The organism is Telluribacter sp., assembly GCF_035998675.1.
Taxonomy (GTDB): Bacteria; Bacteroidota; Bacteroidia; order Cytophagales; family Spirosomataceae; genus Telluribacter.
The window spans coordinates 213,788-233,478 of sequence record NZ_DASYHI010000022.1; the positions used below are offsets into that span (position 1 = coordinate 213,788).

A 19,691-nucleotide genomic window follows, 5' to 3' on the forward strand; every position below is an offset into this window, starting at 1 on the left:
ACTATGCTTAAATTTCCTCTACAATACCTCTTCCTTTTCTGGATGTGCGTAGGATTAGCCTGCGGAGAAGTAGTAGCCCAGGAATACCCGGATATCCCCAGTAACGTTTCCTTTACGGGTATTAACGTAAAATTTGACGCGGGAGCCCGGCGGATAATTGAATCTGATGTTCGCAGCCTGATGGCCAACCGGCGTTTCTGGGACGATAAACTGGACCGCGCTATTCTGTATTTCCCAATTATTGAAGGGGTATTGATAGAAGAAGAGGTACCCATTGATTTCAAGTACCTGGCGGTTCAGGAAAGCTCCCTGGCCCCCGATGCCGTTTCGACCTCCAACGCCGTGGGTTTCTGGCAGTTCAAGGCGGAAACCGCAACCGAGTTTGGTATCCGGGTAGACAATGAAATTGATGAGCGGAAAAATATCTCCTCCTCTACCCATGCGGCCGCTAAGTACCTGAAGCGCAGCAATAAGCAGTTTAACAACTGGGTTTCGTCACTCTATTCCTACTACCTGGGTATGGGAGGTATCAATCAGCTTGTCCCCCCCGACTGGGCCTACGCCCGTGAAATAACCCTGAACGCCAGAACCGACCGCTACGTACTCCGTTTTTTTGCGCATAAAATCGCCTTTGAATCGGCCCTGGATCGGCATCGCACGGCCAACACCATTGTCCTGCTCGAAGCCAAATACGGCAAGGGACGCAGCTTCGAAGAAATAGGTACCAATTTGGGCGTAAATGCCCTGGATCTGCGGCGTTACAACCTGTGGGTCAGCGGCGATATAATCCCGGCCGACAAAGACTATATGATGGTTATTCCGGTGTCCTCGGACCAGATTAACCTGGTTCGTGACCGGTTAGCAATGGGTGGTACTATGCCCACCGTAGAGCTTGCCCGCGAAGACATTGGTTTTCCCATGCTGCGGAAGGCCAGTGTCCAGTTGAAAGGCCGGAACGACCCGGTTTTTTACGAAATAAATGGTTTACCGGGCATTCAGGCGCGACCAGGCGACCAGGCGGCGACCCTGGCCAAGGCGGCCAAAATAAGCTTGTCAAGCTTTCTTCGCTACAACGACATGGGCCCCAAAGACCCGATTATAACCCATGAAGTGTACTATCTGGCCAGCAAAAACAAAAAAGCCATGGTACCTTTCCATACGGTCCGGGAGGGCGAAACCTTGCGTGGCATTTCCCAAACATATGGAATGCGGCTCCGAGAGCTGATGAAGTACAACCGCATTCCTAACCAGAACCTTCGCCTTGCTACCGGACGGGTAATGTGGCTGATGAAGAAAAGGCCGACCAATCAGCCGGTGGAGGTAATAGACAAAACCAGTCCGGACAATCTGCCGGGGCAGGAAAGTCGGCCTGCTCCGGCCACCACGCCCATTGCCTCTACTTCGGATATTCCCCAGACGGCCGCAGAGCGCAGAAAGTATACTCCCAAACTGGCTGACAATTCGCAACCTTCAGAGGCAGCCCCCGCGACAACAACCAGTAGCCCCGCACGGGTAAGTACTACTACCAGCCAGCCAGGTACAGGTACTACACCCGTCGTAACTACCGAGACGAAACCGGAAACCAAACCGGCCTCCCAGACCCCGGTTGCGCAATCCGGGATTTACCAGCCCAGCCGCACCGAAACAGCCCCGGCAAAACCTGCTGCCACTACTACTACCACTCCTACCCCCACGGGCCCTACCAACGACCGTGTAGTCATTATTTCGGAAGAAGCCCCCCGTAGCTCTTCTACCAGTTCGGTAGCGTCAGCTACCGGTACTGATCTGGACCCCTGGGCCTCGGACGTCAGCAAGCCCCGTACACGTCCTGCCAGCCCCAAACCCAGCGAGAGCCGCTCTGCCGGGTCTGGCACGGAGTACCATACCGTCCAGAGCGGACAGACGTACTTCAGCATTTCCAAGCTGTATGATATTTCTATTGATAACCTGCTGGCTCTGAATAAACTGACTACCAGCGATAAGTTGTCGGTAGGGCAGCGCCTGTTGGTAAAGGAAACCAGTAGCCCGGCTGCCGTAACTACCAGAACCGGAGGAAACGAATATCAAACCCACACTGTTATAGCCGGTGAAACGCTTTTCCGGATTTCTCAAAACTACCAGGCCAGCATTGAGGAGATAAAAGAACTCAATAGCATGAAGGACAATACCGTGAAAGTGGGCCAGAAATTAAAGGTTCCGAAGCGTTAAATCCTAAAATTTGAACCGCTAAAACAACACCTCCTCCTTATGATTTTGATTGATAACACCTGCATTAGTGACGACATCGGGGACCAGTTTTTTGTGTGTAACCTCGAGAAATGCAAAGGTGCGTGCTGCGTAGAGGGGGATTCGGGCGCTCCACTGGAACCGGAAGAACTACCTATACTGGAAGAGATTTACCAGCACGTGGAGCCCTACCTGACCGAAGCCGGCAAGAAGGTAATTGCCGAAGAAGGCGTTTATACCAAAGACTGGGAAGGCGACGTAGTAACACCGGTCATTGACGGCAAGGAGTGTGCCTACGCGTTTTATGACGACAAAAAGGTACTTAAGTGCGGTATTGAAGCAGCCTACAACGACGGTAAAATTAGCTATAAAAAGCCAATTTCCTGTCATTTGTACCCTATTCGCATTACAAAGTACGACCAGTACCACGCCATCAATTACGACCGCTGGGATATCTGTTCGCCCGCCTGCTCGTTTGGTCAGGAGTTGGGGGTACCTGTCTATAAATTTCTCAGGGAACCCCTGATCCGGGCGTATGGTACTGCCTGGTACGAGCAACTGGTACAGGAGGTAGAAGAGCGAAACGCCGCTAACAATGCCCGGGAGTGACTATTTTGAGGATGTGTACGAGGTAGTGAGGCTTATCCCGGCCGGACGCGTTACTTCCTACGGGGCTATTGCGGCCTACTTAGGTTCAAAAAGAGGCGCACGAATGGTGGGTTGGGCTATGAACAATTGTCACAGCCGACCCGATGTACCTGCCCACCGGGTGGTAAACCGCCAGGGACTACTCACGGGCAAACATTTCTTTGGCAGCCCTACGGCCATGCAGGAAATGCTGGAAGCCGAAGGGGTAGCTGTAAAGAATGACCAGGTTCAGGAGTTGGACACCCATTTCTGGGACCCTCTGGTGGAGCTTCATCTGTGATATTAAAAAGCCCGGACCATTAACTGGCCCGGGCTTTTTCTTTGCAAACCTTCCGGTACTTACTCTACTTCAATAACCTGTTTTGTGGCTTTCGACAAATGAACGGTCTTGGTAACTTTTTGTCCATCTACTTCTATTTCAAAGTAAAAGGTACCGCTACCGATGTGCTCAAAGTTGAATTCCCGCTTGTATAACTCCTTGCCTGTGCCCTGATTTTCCTGATGGAGTACCGTTCCGTCTTGGTCTTTCAGCTTAATGTTCAGTCGGGAAGTACTATTCTTGGCCACCGCCAGGCTAATCTTTGCGGAGTTAATAATCCGGTACATTCCTACATTAAAGGCTTTGGGAGCTTTGGTGTCGGCCACCCGGAGCATGTGGTTGTCGGCACGGGCAGAGGTAACAGGCAGGACAATAGCAAGGGCTACTACAAGGGTAATGATGGTTGAAACAATAAACGTTTTCATGGCTTTTGATGGATTTAAGAATTTTTGAGTGTTATTTTCATGGCTATAAACTTTAAAGAGAAAAGTCCATGCCACTCGTGCCACACTCTATCCACCAAAGCACAATTTAAACTATATAACGCTTATTTTCAATAACTTAATTTGTTTTTAACTTACTATTCCAAACGTTAAGTACGAGTCCTTTCTGTTCAAAATCGAACAGTTTTGTACGCTACCGAACAAGCGATCAAAGTCTGGACCGGCGCAAAGGTCGGGTAAGCAAACTAGTATACTTACAGCTCGCGCTGGGTTTCTTTCTTTTCCAGATATTCTACAAAATAGGCGCACCAGATTCCACTGGTAACCGAGGCAACAAAAAATAATAATGCATCCATTTTACTATATCACATTGATTCTAATGCTTTACAGTAAAAACCTGAGCCGAGGCCTTTCGGGCTATTATTAACCTGACTTTAAGGAATTCTTGTAGAATAGGTTTCCCGTACACGGGTCCTTTTGTAGCAATCCTAGTCTTTCCGGCCCACCGAAAGCAGGAACAAACCCAGAAAGGTAAACAGACCATTCAGGATTAAGCGCTCGAAGCCGATCTGATACCCACCAAACCAGGCCGCCGAATTTTGATTGACAATGTACGTCAGTACCGGAGCCAGTATACAGACAATAGGTACCCAGCGATCACGAACGGGACGCCGCAGTAACATACCGAATGCGAAAAGTCCCAATAATGGACCGTAGGTATAGCCCGCCAGATCAAATACGGCCGTAATAACTTCCTTACTGTTCAGCCGCCTGAACACAATAATAACCAGGTAAAACAAGACCGAAAAGCCGATATGGACCCAAAACTTGATTTGGGAGCGCTGCGCCTCGGGTTTGCCCTCCACATTCATAAAATCAATACAAAAGGCCGTAGTGAGGGCGGTAAGGGCCGAGTCGGAGCTGGCGTAGGTAGCGGCCGTTATTCCCAGCAGAAACGTAATACCCACCAGTAGCCCCAGGTGATTGAGCGCCAGCATGGGATAAAAGTCGTCGGTACGGGCCGTAGCGGGGATACCTTTTTCCTGAGCATACATATAAAGCAAAGCCCCCAGAGACAAAAACAAAAAGTTGACTACCACCAGTACTACCGTAAACCAGAACATGTTCTTCTGGGCTTCACCAATATTCTTACAGGTCAGGTTTTTCTGCATCAGGTCCTGGTCCAGCCCGGTCATGACTATGGCTATGAAAGCCCCGGCAATAAACTGCTTAAAAAAGTTTTTGGGGTCGTTGCCATCCCAGTAAAATATCTTCGAATAACCGCTTTCCTGCACCGTGTTGAACACGTCGGCCAGGCCGCCCAGCTGCAGTTCGCGCGCGACCAGCACAATGGTCAGGATTACGGCGGTTACCAGAAAGACCGTCTGGAGAGTATCGGTAATGATGATGGTCTTAATGCCGCCTTTGAAGGTATAAATCCAGATGAGTAATATGGTAATGGCCACCGACACTTCAAAAGGCACCCCCAGCGGCTGAAATATGGCTAACTGAAGTACCCCGGCGGCTACGTAAAGCCGCACCGCCGAACCCACCGTACGCGAAAGCAGAAATACCGCCGAGCCGGTCTTGTACGACCAGAAGCCAAAGCGCTGGTCCAGGTAGGTATAAATGGAGATCAGGTTGAGCCGGTAGTACAGGGGCATCAGGATAGTACCTATCACCAGGTACCCTACAATGTACCCAAGTACTACCTGAAAATACGAAAACTGAATAGTTGCCACCGCCCCCGGCACCGACACAAACGTAACGCCCGAAAGCGAAGTACCTATCATTCCAAATGCCACCAAGTACCAGGGCGACTGACGATTAGCCGTAAAAAAAGTATTAGTATCAGCTCCTTTCGAAGTGTACACTGATACGACAATCAGCATGCCAAAATAGGCAACTAATATGGAAAGAGCTATGTAGGGGTTCATGCAGTACAGTAACTTTTTAGAGGGTTTCTACGTTGTAAAGAAGGAGCCGGAAGGCTTCCATTAGTGCCTATTTATGATTAGATTTGCTAATCAAACGGAAATTTGATTGTTATGCAACCCTTAATAGAAACCGACGTTGAAATAGTAGTAGAAACCATTGAGAAAGAGGTAAAAGCACTGGTAGTTTTCAACGACGAAGTTAATACGTTTGACTGGGTTATCGAAACACTTATTCAGGTTTGCGACCATACTCCCCAACAGGCCGAGCAGTGTACACTTATTATCCATTATAAGGGAAAATGCCGGGTAAAGGAAGGGGAGTTTGAAGATTTGGTACCTATGCGCAACGAAATCTGTCGCCGGGGTATATCAGCCGAAATCCTTTAATAGATTACTCCAACCATTGCCCTACGACCGTTTGTATCGTTAGCCCATGAATTATCCTTCCAAATTAATAGAAGACGCCGTCAACGAAATTTCCAAATTACCCGGAATTGGCAAAAAAACGGCGTTGCGACTTGCTTTACACTTACTTAAACGGGAAGAAGAACATACCCGCTCGCTTTCGGATGCCCTGGTGGCTATGCGAACCCAAACCCAGTTTTGCCGGCAATGCCACAACATTGCCGACGAAGAGCTTTGTAATATCTGCAAAAGCGCCAAGCGTGACTCCTCCCTGGTTTGTGTAGTAGTAGATACCCGTGATGTACTCGCCATTGAAAACACCAGCCAGTACAATGGTCTTTACCATGTATTGGGAGGGATAATCTCCCCGCTGGAGGGCATTGGCCCGGCCGACCTGCACATTGAATCGCTGGTACGGCGAATTGCCGACGCCCCTTCTGATGAGCCCGTGCGGGAAGTAATTCTGGCGCTCAGTCCGACCATGGAAGGTGACACCACGGCCTTTTATTTACAAAAGAAACTCAGGCCCTCCGGGGTTAAAGTAAGTACTATCGCCAGAGGAGTACCCGTTGGCGGTGACCTTGAATACGCCGACGAGGTAACTCTGGGGCGTAGCATTGTGAGCCGGGTGGCTTACGATTGATTCATTTTTCCTAATCCGTATACCTATGAACCGTAAAGAATTTCTTCGCTCCCTGGCTGGCACTTCCTTTGCATTTGGTGCCTTTACTACGCCGTCGATTTCACGGGCTACCGCAGTTGCGGGTGCCGTGGCGGCTCCTTTCAAGCAGGAGCCACTCCCCTATGCGTTTGATGCGCTTCAACCCAGTATTGACAAAGCTACCATGGAAATCCACTACGGAAAGCATCATGCGGGGTATGTGAGTAACCTGAACAACGCGGTGAAAGGTACCAAGTACGAAAATATGTCCCTGGAAGAAATTCTCAAAAATATAAAGGGTGCTCCCGCTGCTATCCGGAATAATGCGGGTGGACACTGGAATCACTCTTTTTTCTGGGATGTAATGGCACCCGGCAAGGGAGGGGCACCCAAAGGTGCCGTAGGTGACGCCATTAATGGTCAGTTTGGTTCTTTTGACAAATTCAAGGAAGCCTTTGGGAAGGAAGCCACCGGTCGCTTTGGCTCGGGCTGGGCCTGGCTGGCCGTACAGAACGGCAAACTGGCCGTTGGTTCCACGCCCAATCAGGACAACCCCATGATGGATGTCGCTGATTTTAAAGGTACGCCTGTCCTGGGCCTCGACGTGTGGGAACACGCCTATTACCTCAAGTACCAGAATAAACGTGCTGACTACGTGAGTGCCTTCTGGGATGTAGTTAACTGGGACAAGGTAAATCAGGCTCTTGCTAAGGCCAAATAACAGGAAGTACTCCAACAAAAGAGGGGCCTCCGCTGATGCAGCAGGGGCCCCTCTTTTTACTTCTTAAGGTACCTTAATTACAGAAATCGCTGATTACCTTGTAAACCGGCGTGTAGCCTAACTCACCGGCCTTACTCAAATCCAGGCAGCCGCCGTTTACATCGCCCAGGCTGTGCTTGGTAATACCTCTTAGGTAGAACGCTTCGGGGTAATTGGCACGTAGCTTGATGGCGCTGCTGCAATCTAAAATGGCTCCCATCTGGTCGCCCACGGCTGACTTTACAATACTCCGCGAGAAGTATGCATCGGAGAAGGTAGGGTTCAGTTCAATAGCGTTGTTCATATCCAGGATAGCTCCTTTGCTGTCACCGCTCTTGCTTTTGCTCAATCCGCGAATAAAGTACGCCTCAGCCCTTACGTCCGACAGTTCGTTGATAGTAATCCGCTCCTGTACCTGATTGCGCAGGTTATCCAGCACCGAACGCGATATGGGCCCTAAATAGACGATCTTTTTAGGGTCGGTTGTGTAGGAGTTGTTAATTTCAACGGCGTGGTTCAGGTCCAGAATTGCGCTTTTCTGGTCGCCGAGTCGGCTTTTGGCAAAACCACGGCCGTAGTAGGCATCAATATTGGACTGGTCCATCTGAAGGGCTTTATCGTAGTCAGAAATGGCACCGGCAAAGTCATCAATCTTGGACTTGGCGTAGGCCCGTTGACCGTACGAAAATGCTTCGTTGGGACTCAACTCAATGGCCTTGGTATAATCAGAAACGGCTCCTTTAAAATCACCCAGTTTTATTTTGGCGTAACCCCGTCCCGAGAAAGCGCCCGCTTTTTTGGGATTCAGGTCAATCACCTTTGAAAAATCGGCCAGCGAACCGGCGTGGTCTTCCAGTTGCTGTTTGCTGCTTCCCCGGGCGTACAGCGCTAAGGCATCGTTGGGGTCCAGTGAAACGGCCTTGTTAAAGTCCTGCAAGGCGCCGCTGTTGTTGTTGAGCTTGGACCGGCTTACACCCCGGTTATAGTATGACTTGGCATCGTCGGGGTTTAGTTCAATAGCGCGGGTATAATCCTGAACGGCCGCCCGGTGGTCATCCTGCATGCTTTTGCTCACCCCCCGGCTCTGGTAGTACAGGGCTTCCTTGGAGTTGATATCAATGGCTCGGTCGTAGTCAATAATGGCCCCGCGGTGGTCTTTCAGATTGGCTTTGGCCAGTCCACGGTTAAAATAGCTGGGGGCGTGCTCGGGGCTCGAGGAAATAACGGCACTGTACGATTGTAAGGCTCCCGCAAAATCACCGGCGCGGGCTTTCGTATTCCCTTCTTCAAAAAACTCGGCGGCAGAGCGCTGGGCCATAGCCAGATTCCCCGCTCCAACCCATAGGGTTACAACAGCCAAAGACAGCATTAATTTTTTCATGAAACTTTGAGGAGTTTAATTAACAATAGCATTCCATACACAATCAGGCCTTAAAAGTATCTAAATTCAAGACATGGGGCAAACGCTATTTTGTTAATTTTTTGAAGGTCAAGCCAAAACTAGTTCAGACAGGTACTTTAGCGTACTTTCTCAACAGCTATTTTGTATAACCCTACGGGCCGCAATTTGGGATTGCCAGCCGGTTTCAGTAGTTTGGGTCTAAAATTTCGTTTTGCGTTTAACCCTTTTTGCTCATGCAGTCAAAATTTGTCAAATACACATTCATCATAGTGCTGGGGCTTTTTGCACTTCTGGCGGTTTACTACACTTTCAGCTCGTCATCTGCCCCCGAAGAAACCACGGCCGTGGAAGAAGTACTTCCCACTGGGCCTGAATCGCTGTACCTGCCGCTTACCGATATGGAGGGCAATCCCGTGCAGATCGATAGCACCAAACTGGCTTTTGTCAATGTGTGGGCTACCTGGTGCGGCCCCTGCAACATGGAAATGCCAAGTATTCAGACGCTTTACAATAAGTACAAAGACAACAGCAAAATGGCCTTTTACATAATTTCGGATGAGGACGCCGCTACGGTTACGCCCTTTATCCAGCGAAAAGGCTACCAGCTTCCGTTCTTTCAGTACGCAGGTACGTACCCCCGCCAACTGGATGGCGACGCCATACCCCGTACTTACATTCTTCGCAACGGTCAGGTACTTGCGCAGGAAATAGGTGCCAATAACTGGGATGATCCCAAGGTAATTGCCTTTATTGAGCAGCAGCTTCAGTCGCTGTAACGCAGCCCACCCTCTTACCTAATCAGGTACCTGCAGCCTCCGGGTTTATCGGGAAGAGTACCTTTCTTTTTCAGGCACAAATTGTCTAAGTACTTCAAATGCAAAGAGGCCGGGCTATATTAGCCCGGCCTCCTGTTTTTAGAAAATGAGGTGGTTTTAAAAATCAAACCGGTACATTTCCAAAGTCTGGGGTTGGTTAAACCCACATGTATTCGCTGACAACGATTGACCTGCGTCGACGTGCCCAAACGGCGGCTGAACTTACTGCCAAAGCTACCGGAAATAACCATAATGCTTTTTTCATGGATGGCTCTCTTTAAAATAGTATAAAATATATAGACAGGATAATAATGAAATCCAGATTATGCGAATTTTCGCTTTATAATACTAACGTAATTTTTGCTTATTTGTTGACAACTTTTTCTTCTTATTTTATAATTTTTTATTTGAATAGGCTCACTTTCCCCTAATTCCTCCAATAATAATACCATTTCTGACTTTTGGTCAATAAAAATTGAAGCTGACAGTTGAAAGCTGATAAGAATCATAGTCAATAGACTGATGCACAAGGCAAAGAAATAACAAAAGCAGCCGACTTGGCCGGAGAAGACCCACCGCTACCCAGGTGACTATACGCAGCCCTGGCCGCGCATCCGGAAGGTACTGTTAATTATGGAAGCAAAGCCCTCAACTGGCGGAGGTAGTCGGGGGTACGCAGGAGTCGGCTTCCGTACCAGCTGAATAGCTCCCCGTCAACGAGCCGAATGGTAGCCTTAGGAAATATCTCTCGCAGCTCAGCTAGGTGCTTTTGTTTGAACGGGTAAGGCTCGGTGGAAAGCAGCACCTGGTTGGGTGCGTAGCGGCGCAATTCTTCTTGGGAGAAAGTGGGATAGCGGGGTGTATCCGCAAAGACATTCAGGTAACCGGCAGCCTCGAGCATCGAGTGGATAAAAGTACCACCGCCCGCCACCATCCAGGGCTTTCGCCAGATAAAATACGCTACCTGAGGTGGTCCTGCCGGTCGGGCCGCCCCGCGCTCGGCCAATTCTCCCGAAAAGATTAAAAACCGCTCGTTGATTTTATCGGCTATCCAGTTGGCCGTTGGCTCTTTCCCCACTATTTCGCCCAGGCTGCGGATCATGGAGGTAGCCTCGGCCAGGTTATTCACATCCGACAGCCACACGGGGTATTCGTCGCGCAGCAGCTCAACTACTTCCCTGGTGTTTTCTTCCTTATTACCAATAATCAGTGTGGGCTTTAGGCTGTGAATGAGGTCAATATCCGGGTTCTTGGTACCTCCTACCTTGGTTTTGGTCCGTATTTTGGGTTCCGGATGCAGGCAATAGGTAGTTACGCCTACTACCTCTTCGTTGAGCCCCAGGTCAAAGAGCAGCTCGGTCTGGGAAGGTACCAGCGATACAATCCGGAGGGGAAGGCCGTCCAGCCCGATTTCGTAACCTGTCTGATCCGTGTAGGTGCGCATAAGTTTAAATATACAGTTTTATTGGGCTTACTGCCAATTTTATCCGGGTAGATATAAAAAAATTCCGAAGGCTAGGGCCTTCGGAATGTAGTATCAACTCTTTACAAGTACCTGAGGTACTTAGAGGTACTTATTTGATATAGCGGTAATCTTCGTCACCTTTCAACTGCAGCAAAACTTCGTACATGAGCTTGATGACATTCTGAACGTCGTCTTTATGCACCGTTTCGACGGTAGTATGCATGTATTTGAGTGGTAAGGAAATCAGAGCGGAAGCCACGCCTTCGGTAGCATAGGCAAACGAGTCGGTGTCGGTGCCGGTAGAGCGGCTGACGGCCTGCCGCTGGAAAGGAATTTCCTTTTCTTCCGCCACCTTTATCAGCATATCCCGTACGTTGTTCTGCACGGCCGGACCGTAGCAGATCACCGGGCCATTGCCACATTTCATATCTCCCTGTTCCTTTTTGTTGTACATCGGCGACTGCGTATCGTGCGTTACGTCGGTACAGATAGCCAGGTCGGGCCGGAGACGGCGCACAATCATTTCAGCCCCGCGGAGGCCGATTTCTTCCTGTACGGCATTGACAATGTATAGGGTATAGGGCAGCTGTACTTCGTTCTCTTTGAGCATCCGGGCTACTTCGGCGATCATGTACCCCCCGATACGGTTGTCCAGCGCGCGGCCTACGTAGTACCGGTTGTTCATTTCGGTCAGGCCGTCGGCAAAGGTTACTACCGTACCCACGTGGATACCCATTTCGAGTACTTCTTCCTTTTTCAGGGCACCTACGTCAATAAACAGCTCGTGTACCTTAGGTACCTGGTCCTTGCTGATATCCCGAACGTGAATAGCCGGCCAACCAAACACCCCCGGAACCGTGCCTTTGGCCGTATGCAGATTCACCCGCATGGAAGGCGCAATGGCCGCGTCGGAGCCTCCATTACGACGAACATAAATATAGCCATCATCACTGATGTAGTTCACGAACCACGCTATTTCGTCCGAATGTGCTTCGATAACCACTTTATAGGACTGGTCGGGATTGATAACGCCCACGGCGGTACCGTATACATCTATGATCTGCTCGTCAATGTAGGGCTTCAGGTAGTCAAGCCATATTTGTTGCCCCGTTACTTCAAAACCGGTCGGGGAGGCGTTATTAAGGTACTTATAAAGGAATTCTCTGCTTTGGTCACTCATAGGTTATTAATTAGTTAAAAGCTTTTTGCTGTCATTTGAACTAGGTCCATCGATTAATGCCAGAGCTATCCCTGGCTATCATTGCAAGTTATCAAAATGAGTATTATTAGGAAATAAATGTAAGGCTATTTCAGTAGCATACGCCATTAATTCAACGCAGGTAAAAGGATATTCCCATTCGAAGTTTTACAGCACTAATTTTACTATCATCCAAATCATCATAAAAGTACTTTTGGTAATTGGCTTCTGCTTCTAATGCTACTTTAGGCGACATAAAGTAAGCCAGACCAGCGCCTAACGAAGCATTCATCCCCTTACTATATTCAGTATCTACTAAAAAACCACTAACACCTTCCTGTAAAACCATATACCTACTGTATCCAGCCATAAGATTTAGGTAGGGTTTGACTTTCCAGTCCCCAATATAATATCGAACCATTCCGTGTATACTCCTATTTCTTTCCTTATGATAGGGAGTAGGACGATATGGGTTGGGATTTAAATACTTTGTGCTATTATCCAGGTTAAATTGAATACCTACAGCCAGATTTTTGCTAACAAAATAGCCCAACAGAGGCGAAACCTGAAACCTTGAGTCTTTTCTTAGATCACTACTTTTAAATGATCCGTTTCCTGATACTCCCACCAGCCAGGTACCCTTTTCAGTCTGAGCAAAAGAAGATATTGATAAAAGTAAAAGCAATCCTACCAGACAGAGTGATTTTTTCATGGAGAAAATAAATAGACAGTAATTAGATATAATTTATTATTGTTAGGTCCAACAAAATGACCCACAAGTTATTGTTTATAAAGAAATAGTGAATTTTTGTAAAACAGGCGTCTTGCTCTCCCCTCGTGCCTTTTAATTACCACAAATCACCAAAAATGTTTCCCTGTTCCGGATTCAAAAGCTGTTCCCGCGCCAGGGCCAGTAGCTCAGCCTTCTCGTCCAGGGTCAGGTCCAGCGGGAGCTGAGCCAGCCCCAGGATCCGACGAAGTACCTCCGCTCCGCAAAAGTTGGCAAGAAGTACAGGATCAAAATAGGTCGGGCGTTGGTAAACATCCAGGGCTATCCGAATGGTCGTTTCGGGGGTACGGGCCATCAGGAGGTGCGCCACCAAGACCCCCAGATCAAACTCTGCCCGCCCCAGGTGAGCAAACTCGGGATCAATGACCCTGGGGCCAGACGGCGTATTTAGCCAGCTACCGGGGTAGTAGTCACCGTGGACCAGCGTTGCTCCGGTACTTAAGTAAAGCTCTCCCAGTTCTTCCACCCTGACTTTCAGGACTTCGTCCTGCCTGTACGGTGTAGCCAGCGTGCTAAGGCCTTCCTGTACCTGATCCAGGTCAAAACCATTGTCTGACTGGTAAGGGTACCTGAATATATGCTCGTAGTTAAGCCTTCTCAAATCCAGATTATCCGGGAAAGAATCGGGGCTCACCTTTATGCTGTGCAGGTGGGAAAGAAACCGGACCAGTTCTACGAGTTCAGAAGGAGTAACGGGCTCCGCCGATTTGTAGAGGTGCGTATAATCGGAAGCCACGCCCAAATCTTGCATTACCAGTATAAAATTGTCCGGCTGGTAGGCCATGAGGGCCGGTACGTAGGGCCGTAGTTCGGGAACTCCCGCAACCAGTTGATAAAACCGGGCCTCTACCGCCGCCCGCTCCACCGGTGCGGGAATCTGCGGATACTTCTCCACCCACGGCCGGGCCTGTTTTATAATAAATGTCTGGGCCTCGGTCTTTACCCTAAGTACATAATTCATGTTGCCTTCACCCGGCTTACTTACCGACAGCACCGACTCATAGGGTTCAACCCAGCCCTGGTCCTGCAGGAAGTAGGTAAGTTCATCGGGTTGATTACCATCCAGAAAAAACCGGCCTGGATACTGCTGCCGGAAACGCGATTTGGGGTCGGACATGGAATTGGGTAAGGTGGTAAAAATAATCTCTTTTACAGGGGAATATTGCCGTGTTTCTTACGCGGTAGGGAGGCGGCTTTATTCTCCAGCATGGCAAAAGCCCGGATCAATTTTTCGCGGGTTTGCTCGGGATAAATTACTTCGTCAATATACCCCCGGTGCGCTGCCCGGAAGGGGTTAGCAAACTTGCGGGTGTACTCCTCTACCTTCTCCTGCAACTTGGCCTGAGGGTCTTCGGCCTGTGCTATTTCACGTTTAAAGATAATCTCGGCGGCTCCGCTGGCCCCCATCACGGCAATTTCGGCCGATGGCCAGGCGTAGTTCATGTCCGCGCCAATGTGTTTGGAGTTCATTACGTCGTAAGCGCCACCGTAGGCTTTTCGGGTAATAACCGTCACGCGTGGTACCGTAGCCTCGCAAAAGGCGTAAAGAAGCTTGGCTCCGTTGGTAATAATGGCGTTCCACTCCTGGTCGGTACCCGGCAGAAAACCCGGTACATCTTCCAGCACCAGCAGCGGCACATTAAAGCTATCACAAAAACGAACAAAGCGGGCGGCCTTCTGGCTGGCGTTAATATCAAGTACCCCCGCCAGTACCGCCGGCTGATTGGCCACGATACCGATACTCCGACCGGCCAGCCGGGCAAAACCCACTACTATGTTTTCGGCAAAGTACTTGTGTACTTCAAAGAATGAACCCGCATCGGTCAGTTCCTCAATAATTTCCCGCATATCGTAGGGCTGGTTGGGACTATCCGGAATGAGGGTGTTCAGAGCGGGCCTTTTTTCATTGCCCGGCTCGTAGGGTACCCGCGGCGGCTCTTCCTCGCAGTTTTGCGGAATATAGCTCAGTAGTTGCTTCAGGTACTCGATACACTGTACTTCATTGGCCGCCACAAAGTGGGTTACCCCCGACTTGGTGGCGTGGGTCATAGCGCCCCCCAGTTCTTCGGAGGTTACGTCCTCATGGGTTACCGTTTTGACCACGTTTGGTCCGGTTACGAACATATAGCTGGTATTTTCTACCATCATGATAAAGTCCGTAATGGCCGGAGAATAAACGGCTCCGCCCGCACAGGGCCCCATAATAGCCGAAATCTGGGGAATAACGCCCGAAGCCAGGGTATTGCGGTAAAAAATGTCCGCGTAGCCCGCCAGCGATAAAACCCCTTCCTGAATGCGCGCGCCACCCGAGTCGTTCAGACCAATGACCGGCGCTCCGTTTTTCATGGCCAGGTCCATCAGCTTACAGATTTTTTCGGCGTGGGTTTCGGACAGGGACCCGCCAAATACGGTAAAATCCTGGGCAAAAACATACACCAGCCTTCCACCCATAGTACCGTAGCCGGTTACCACGCCATCGCCCAGGTAATGCTCCTTATCCAGCCCAAAGTCCTTGGAACGGTGCATGACAAATTTGCCAATTTCTTCAAACGTACCTTCGTCCAGAAGAAGCTCCAGGCGCTCCCGGGCCGTCAATTTGCCTTTTTTATGCTGTGACTCTATCCGTTCCTTGCCTCCGCCCAATAGCGCTTCGGCGTTTTTTCTATCCAGAATTTCTGTTTTACTTGCTGTACCAGTCGTTGATTCCATGTAATCCAATCGTTATATATACTTTTGCTACTATGTGGCGTATAAATATACAGTCTATTTTACGGAATCAAGAAATTTTTGCATGATGCCCCTTTGCCGGAACATAAAAGCAACCGTATTCGTGGCCAGCCTGCTGCTGCTGTCGGGTACTTGGTTGCTGGCTCAGCCCACGGGCGGGCGCACCGGCCTCACGTTCCTGCAATTACCTACTCAGGGCCGAAGCGCCGCTTTGGGAAGCTACCACCTGACCCTGCCAGGCGCTGACCCCCTGCTATTTGTGCAGAACCCGGCGCTGCTCGACAGCAGTTCCCACCAGCGCCTGTCCCTGAGTCTGATGCCCTACCTGGCCGACACCCGCTTCTTGAACCTGGGCTACGCGCACTCCCTACCCAAAACGGCAGGTACCTGGGCCGTGGGTTTACAGTACTTCAATTACGGTACGCTCGTACAAACCGATCCGCTGGGAAACACTACGGGCGAGTTTCGGGCGGCCGACTACGCCCTGACGGTAGGGTACGGCCATACCCGGGGGAACATTACCCTGGGAGGGGCCGCCAAATGGATAGGTTCCGGCCTTGAAAGTTATCAGTTGTGGGGCCTGGCGCTGGACTGGGGGGCGGTGTTCCGGCATCCCCGGCATGACCTGACGGCTGGCTTTGTGGTTAAAAATCTGGGCTTTGTCCGGCAGAACTACGGGGGCGGCGACCCGCCTCCGCTCCCGTTTGATGTCCGGGCCGGCCTTACCTTCAAACCAACCTACATGCCGCTGCGTTTTTCGGTAACGGCCCACCACCTGTACCGTTTCGACATGGTATATAACGACCCGGCCCTTTTTTATTCGTTCGATGACAACGGCAATCGGGTAGCCCGGAAAGTAGCAGTACCTGAAAAATTAGTACGGCACCTGGCGGCCGGGGCCGAAATCCTGTTTCACCCCCGGTTCAGGCTCATGGTGGGGTACGATCACCTGCGCCGCCAGGAACTGCGCCGGCTTGAGGCGGGCGGACTGGCCGGTTTCTCGTTTGGTGCCTGGCTGCACATCAATCGGTTCGATATCAGCTACGGGCGGGCCCAGTATATACCCGGACTGGGTAGCCATACCCTTTCTTTAACCATGAATCTCAAAAATGACTGATTCGCCAGAACGAAGGACCTATTTTTGCCGTTTTTAAACAATAGAGTGATTTCTTAGATATATCATACAGGAATCGTCTTGTTACCATAAGTTATTTTAACCCACTAACTTTTTTAATACAAAAGCCTTTATCAACCCGATATGACTGAACACTTAGATCAGCTGACACCACGACAGATAGTTTCTGAACTTGATCAATATATAATTGGCCAGCACGATGCTAAACGCAATGTGGCCATTGCGCTGCGGAACCGCTGGCGCCGCATGAACAGCCCCAAAGAGATTCAGCGGGAAATTATGCCTAATAATATCCTGATGATTGGGGCAACGGGCGTAGGTAAAACCGAAATAGCCCGTCGCCTGGCCAAAATTGCCGATGCTCCCTTTGTAAAGGTAGAAGCTTCAAAATTTACCGAAGTAGGCTACGTAGGGCGCGATGTAGAAAGCATGGTGCGTGACCTGGTGGAGCAGGCCGTAGGCATGGTAAAAGCCCAGAAGAAGGAAGAGGTAAAGATTAAGGCCGAGCAGATTGTGGAAGACATTATTCTGGATACGCTTATACCGCCCATGCATTCAACCGCGGCCATGGGGGTTGGCTTTGAGAGCACTTCCGATAAAAATAAAGACCGGATTCCGGACGACGACCATGAACTCAACCAGCGTACCCGGGAGCGGTTCCGGGAAAAGATCCGGAATGGTGAGCTCGACAACCGCAAGATTGAGATTGAAGTACAGCAGAACCAGAGTCCGAACATTGGGATGGTTGGCGGCGCGGTGGACGATGTTTCGATGATGAATATTCAGGAGATGATCGGCAACATGATGCCCCGCCGGGGCAAGAAGCGCCGGGTTACGGTAGAAGAAGCCAAAAAGTTACTCCTGGAGGAAGAAGCTTCCAAACTCATTGATATGGACGAGGTTAAGGAAGAAGCCATTCAGAAAGCGGAAAACCTGGGAATCATCTTTATTGATGAAATTGACAAAGTAGCCACTAACCGTTCCGGCGGCAGCGGCCCCGACGTGAGCCGTGAGGGTGTCCAGCGCGACCTGCTTCCCATTGTGGAAGGCAGTGCCGTTACTACCAAGTACGGAATTATTAATACGGACCATATCCTGTTTATCGCGGCGGGTGCTTTTCACGTAGCCAAGCCATCGGACCTGATTCCGGAGCTACAGGGCCGGTTCCCGATTCGGGTCGAACTGCAAAGCCTGACCCAGGATGACTTTTACCAGATCCTGAAAGCGCCTAAAAATGCCCTGACCAAGCAGTACGAAGCCATGATGCGGGCCGAACAGGTAGAGCTACAGTTTCAGGATGACGCCTTGCTGGAGATTGCCCGCATTGCCTTTGAAGTAAACAGCGATGTTGAAAATATTGGGGCCCGCCGTCTGCAAACCGTAATGAGTTCGCTGCTCAACGACTTTATGTTTGATGTTCCCGATGTAATTGGTCCCAATGCCCACCTGGTAGTGACCCAGGAACTGGTTCGGGAACGGTTATCTACCCTGGCCCAGAACCGCGACCTCAGTCAGTATATTCTGTAAAGGAGAAAGGGAGGGAAGGATTAAAGGAGATAAGTAAAAAAGGAGAGCCGCAAGATTGATTCTGCGGCTCTCCTTTTTTATAAACCTATTTTTCGAAATAGAGCCACTCCAGGGCTTTGGGAAACTGCTCGGCCCAGCGCTCGCGGTCATCGCCTTCCTTGTCCATTGTTAGCGTAACCTGTACGTGCTTGTAGCCGTAGCCCTGCTGCTCCAGGGTATCGCTCAACCGCTTTACCGACGGCACCTCCTCGGTTTCTCCCTGCTCTCCGGCGTACAGGTACACCCGCGTCGGATAAGGCTCAAAAAAGTGGAACGCGTCGTAGAATATCTTTTCGGATACCCACAGGGAAGGTGAAAATATCATAAGCCGACCAAAAATATCCGGGTACATAACACCCGCGTAGGCGCTTAACAACCCACCCATAGCACTGCCTCCTATTCCGGTATTCAGCCGGTCGGGCAGGGTGCGGTACAGGCTGTCGATTTTAGGTTTTAGGGTATTCATCAGGAACCGCAGCAGCATAGTACCTTGCCCCTTTCCCAGCCCGGGGTTGTCGTAGGGCGAAAACTCATGCACCTGCTGGGGGTCCAGGTTATCAATCGTTACTACAATTATATCACCCTTTCCCTGAGCAGCCAGTTTCTCAAGCTTTCCAATGATCGTCGAACTATCGGATAGCTGCTCATTACCAAACAACGAATGAGCATCGCTCAGGTACAGTACCGGGTACCGGCGGGTAGTGTCAGCGAAGTACTTATAAGGCAACAAGACCTGAATCCGGCGTTGGGGCTGGTTGGGCAGAATGGTGTCATCCAGTACTTCTACCAGGGGCTTTCGATCAGCACCAATGTCTGACCGGGAAGCACCCCAATGAGGTACGAAATCGCGGGTCCAGCCTTTCTTCTGCTCGGTAACCCGGTTACCAGAAGCATTGCCGGTGGCGTCTAATTCCACCTGATTCCAGTCTCCACGGGTATACTTGTACTCAATGGTTGAGGGTAGGTCTTCGTCTTTAGGAAAATGGAATATGTACCGCCCCGGTGCTACCTTCTGCATTCTGTACTTTTCCTGATCAGGCAGCCAGTTACAAAAGTTTCCCGTTATAAAAACAGGACGTTCATCAACAATGGGGGTACTCAGTTCCAGACTCAATGTATCAAGCAAAACATTTGTATTTGAACTCATATTTTTTCACACTCACAGATAGGATCTCTAATATTATAAATAAAACG

At 50.0% G+C, this 19,691-nt stretch carries 18 protein-coding genes; 9 read left to right on the plus strand and 9 right to left on the minus strand.

The features are described 5' to 3' along the window. The first annotated feature begins 3 nt into the window (after window positions 1–3). The 3 genes from VGN67_RS20305 to VGN67_RS20315 are packed head-to-tail and all read left to right on the plus strand — an operon-like array spanning window position 4 to window position 3,154. A complete protein-coding gene (locus tag VGN67_RS20305; RefSeq protein WP_327488732.1) occupies window positions 4–2,208 on the plus strand; it encodes a LysM peptidoglycan-binding domain-containing protein in 2,205 nt (734 codons plus the stop codon). A 39-nt stretch (window positions 2,209–2,247) separates the two neighbouring features. Then, window positions 2,248–2,835: a DUF3109 family protein gene (locus VGN67_RS20310; RefSeq protein WP_327488733.1), complete on the plus strand. Its 588-nt coding sequence runs from the start codon at window positions 2,248–2,250 to the stop codon at window positions 2,833–2,835. Next, complete coding sequence (locus tag VGN67_RS20315; RefSeq protein ID WP_327488734.1) at window positions 2,822–3,154, plus strand: MGMT family protein; 333 nt, start codon at window positions 2,822–2,824, stop codon at window positions 3,152–3,154. Before VGN67_RS20310 ends, VGN67_RS20315 begins: the two co-directional genes overlap by 14 nt. Before the next feature lie 59 nt (window positions 3,155–3,213). Here VGN67_RS20315 and VGN67_RS20320 read toward each other — a convergent pair whose 3' ends face one another. Continuing rightward, entirely contained in the window at window positions 3,214–3,618 is a 405-nt protein-coding gene (locus tag VGN67_RS20320) for a hypothetical protein (RefSeq protein ID WP_327488735.1), read from the minus strand. 506 nt (window positions 3,619–4,124) lie between these two features. Then, a complete protein-coding gene (locus VGN67_RS20325) occupies window positions 4,125–5,573 on the minus strand; it encodes a sodium:solute symporter (protein ID WP_327488736.1) in 1,449 nt (482 codons plus the stop codon). A 111-nt stretch (window positions 5,574–5,684) separates the two neighbouring features. Here VGN67_RS20325 and VGN67_RS20330 point away from each other — a divergent pair, with 111 nt between their 5' ends. From VGN67_RS20330 to VGN67_RS20340, 3 genes are read left to right on the plus strand one after another with little or no spacing between them, the layout of a single operon-like run. Continuing rightward, window positions 5,685–5,960 carry an ATP-dependent Clp protease adaptor ClpS gene (locus VGN67_RS20330; RefSeq protein WP_327488737.1) on the plus strand — a complete coding sequence of 92 codons (276 nt, stop codon included), beginning with the start codon at window positions 5,685–5,687 and terminating at the stop codon, window positions 5,958–5,960. Between the two features lie 46 nt (window positions 5,961–6,006). Beyond that, the gene (gene recR, locus VGN67_RS20335) at window positions 6,007–6,621 is read left to right on the plus strand and encodes a recombination mediator RecR (RefSeq protein ID WP_327488738.1); all 615 of its coding nucleotides are present in this window, start codon (window positions 6,007–6,009) and stop codon (window positions 6,619–6,621) included. Between the two features lie 25 nt (window positions 6,622–6,646). Next, window positions 6,647–7,360 carry a superoxide dismutase gene (locus VGN67_RS20340; protein WP_327488739.1) on the plus strand — a complete coding sequence of 238 codons (714 nt, stop codon included), beginning with the start codon at window positions 6,647–6,649 and terminating at the stop codon, window positions 7,358–7,360. A gap of 73 nt (window positions 7,361–7,433) precedes the next feature. On the opposite strand, the gene VGN67_RS20345 is transcribed toward VGN67_RS20340, so the two are convergent. Beyond that, window positions 7,434–8,780, minus strand: coding sequence for a tetratricopeptide repeat protein (locus VGN67_RS20345; RefSeq protein ID WP_327488740.1), 1,347 nt, complete (start codon window positions 8,778–8,780; stop codon window positions 7,434–7,436). Between the two features lie 254 nt (window positions 8,781–9,034). Here VGN67_RS20345 and VGN67_RS20350 point away from each other — a divergent pair, with 254 nt between their 5' ends. Continuing rightward, a complete protein-coding gene (locus VGN67_RS20350) occupies window positions 9,035–9,577 on the plus strand; it encodes a TlpA family protein disulfide reductase (RefSeq protein WP_327488741.1) in 543 nt (180 codons plus the stop codon). 670 nt (window positions 9,578–10,247) lie between these two features. Here VGN67_RS20350 and VGN67_RS20355 read toward each other — a convergent pair. From VGN67_RS20355 to VGN67_RS20375, 5 genes are all read right to left on the minus strand, one after another. Continuing rightward, entirely contained in the window at window positions 10,248–11,060 is an 813-nt protein-coding gene (locus tag VGN67_RS20355; protein WP_327488742.1) for a helical backbone metal receptor, read from the minus strand. A gap of 130 nt (window positions 11,061–11,190) precedes the next feature. Then, the gene (locus VGN67_RS20360) at window positions 11,191–12,261 is read right to left on the minus strand and encodes a M42 family metallopeptidase (RefSeq protein WP_327488743.1); all 1,071 of its coding nucleotides are present in this window, start codon (window positions 12,259–12,261) and stop codon (window positions 11,191–11,193) included. Between the two features lie 151 nt (window positions 12,262–12,412). Beyond that, window positions 12,413–12,991 (minus strand): outer membrane beta-barrel protein, encoded by a 579-nt coding sequence (locus VGN67_RS20365; RefSeq protein WP_327488744.1) that lies wholly within the window; start codon window positions 12,989–12,991, stop codon window positions 12,413–12,415. Window positions 12,992–13,127: 136 nt separating this feature from the next. Further along, on the minus strand, window positions 13,128–14,186 hold the full coding sequence (locus VGN67_RS20370; RefSeq protein ID WP_327488745.1) for a phosphotransferase: 1,059 nt from the start codon (window positions 14,184–14,186) through the stop codon (window positions 13,128–13,130). A 32-nt stretch (window positions 14,187–14,218) separates the two neighbouring features. Further along, window positions 14,219–15,778 carry an acyl-CoA carboxylase subunit beta gene (locus VGN67_RS20375; protein WP_327488746.1) on the minus strand — a complete coding sequence of 520 codons (1,560 nt, stop codon included), beginning with the start codon at window positions 15,776–15,778 and terminating at the stop codon, window positions 14,219–14,221. Window positions 15,779–15,860: 82 nt separating this feature from the next. Here VGN67_RS20375 and porQ point away from each other — a divergent pair, with 82 nt between their 5' ends. After that, a complete protein-coding gene (gene porQ / locus VGN67_RS20380) occupies window positions 15,861–16,913 on the plus strand; it encodes a type IX secretion system protein PorQ (RefSeq protein WP_327488747.1) in 1,053 nt (350 codons plus the stop codon). A gap of 141 nt (window positions 16,914–17,054) precedes the next feature. Continuing rightward, window positions 17,055–18,458: an ATP-dependent protease ATPase subunit HslU gene (gene hslU / locus VGN67_RS20385; RefSeq protein ID WP_327488748.1), complete on the plus strand. Its 1,404-nt coding sequence runs from the start codon at window positions 17,055–17,057 to the stop codon at window positions 18,456–18,458. 85 nt (window positions 18,459–18,543) lie between these two features. Here hslU and VGN67_RS20390 read toward each other — a convergent pair whose 3' ends face one another. Beyond that, window positions 18,544–19,644 carry an alpha/beta hydrolase gene (locus VGN67_RS20390; RefSeq protein ID WP_327488749.1) on the minus strand — a complete coding sequence of 367 codons (1,101 nt, stop codon included), beginning with the start codon at window positions 19,642–19,644 and terminating at the stop codon, window positions 18,544–18,546. Between the last annotated feature and the right edge of the window lie 47 nt (window positions 19,645–19,691).

Bases quoted from the DNA above. Each gene is read 5' to 3' on its own strand.
- VGN67_RS20305 (WP_327488732.1), top strand. From the start codon at position 4: ATGCTTAAATTTCCTCTACAATACCTCTTCCTTTTCTGGATGTGCGTA.
- VGN67_RS20310 (WP_327488733.1), top strand. From the start codon at position 2,248: ATGATTTTGATTGATAACACCTGCATTAGTGACGACATCGGGGACCAG.
- VGN67_RS20315 (WP_327488734.1), top strand. From the start codon at position 2,822: ATGCCCGGGAGTGACTATTTTGAGGATGTGTACGAGGTAGTGAGGCTT.
- VGN67_RS20320 (WP_327488735.1), bottom strand. From the start codon at position 3,618: ATGAAAACGTTTATTGTTTCAACCATCATTACCCTTGTAGTAGCCCTT.
- VGN67_RS20325 (WP_327488736.1), bottom strand. From the start codon at position 5,573: ATGAACCCCTACATAGCTCTTTCCATATTAGTTGCCTATTTTGGCATG.
- VGN67_RS20330 (WP_327488737.1), top strand. From the start codon at position 5,685: ATGCAACCCTTAATAGAAACCGACGTTGAAATAGTAGTAGAAACCATT.
- recR (WP_327488738.1), top strand. From the start codon at position 6,007: ATGAATTATCCTTCCAAATTAATAGAAGACGCCGTCAACGAAATTTCC.
- VGN67_RS20340 (WP_327488739.1), top strand. From the start codon at position 6,647: ATGAACCGTAAAGAATTTCTTCGCTCCCTGGCTGGCACTTCCTTTGCA.
- VGN67_RS20345 (WP_327488740.1), bottom strand. From the start codon at position 8,780: ATGAAAAAATTAATGCTGTCTTTGGCTGTTGTAACCCTATGGGTTGGA.
- VGN67_RS20350 (WP_327488741.1), top strand. From the start codon at position 9,035: ATGCAGTCAAAATTTGTCAAATACACATTCATCATAGTGCTGGGGCTT.
- VGN67_RS20355 (WP_327488742.1), bottom strand. From the start codon at position 11,060: ATGCGCACCTACACGGATCAGACAGGTTACGAAATCGGGCTGGACGGC.
- VGN67_RS20360 (WP_327488743.1), bottom strand. From the start codon at position 12,261: ATGAGTGACCAAAGCAGAGAATTCCTTTATAAGTACCTTAATAACGCC.
- VGN67_RS20365 (WP_327488744.1), bottom strand. From the start codon at position 12,991: ATGAAAAAATCACTCTGTCTGGTAGGATTGCTTTTACTTTTATCAATA.
- VGN67_RS20370 (WP_327488745.1), bottom strand. From the start codon at position 14,186: ATGTCCGACCCCAAATCGCGTTTCCGGCAGCAGTATCCAGGCCGGTTT.
- VGN67_RS20375 (WP_327488746.1), bottom strand. From the start codon at position 15,778: ATGGAATCAACGACTGGTACAGCAAGTAAAACAGAAATTCTGGATAGA.
- porQ (WP_327488747.1), top strand. From the start codon at position 15,861: ATGATGCCCCTTTGCCGGAACATAAAAGCAACCGTATTCGTGGCCAGC.
- hslU (WP_327488748.1), top strand. From the start codon at position 17,055: ATGACTGAACACTTAGATCAGCTGACACCACGACAGATAGTTTCTGAA.
- VGN67_RS20390 (WP_327488749.1), bottom strand. From the start codon at position 19,644: ATGAGTTCAAATACAAATGTTTTGCTTGATACATTGAGTCTGGAACTG.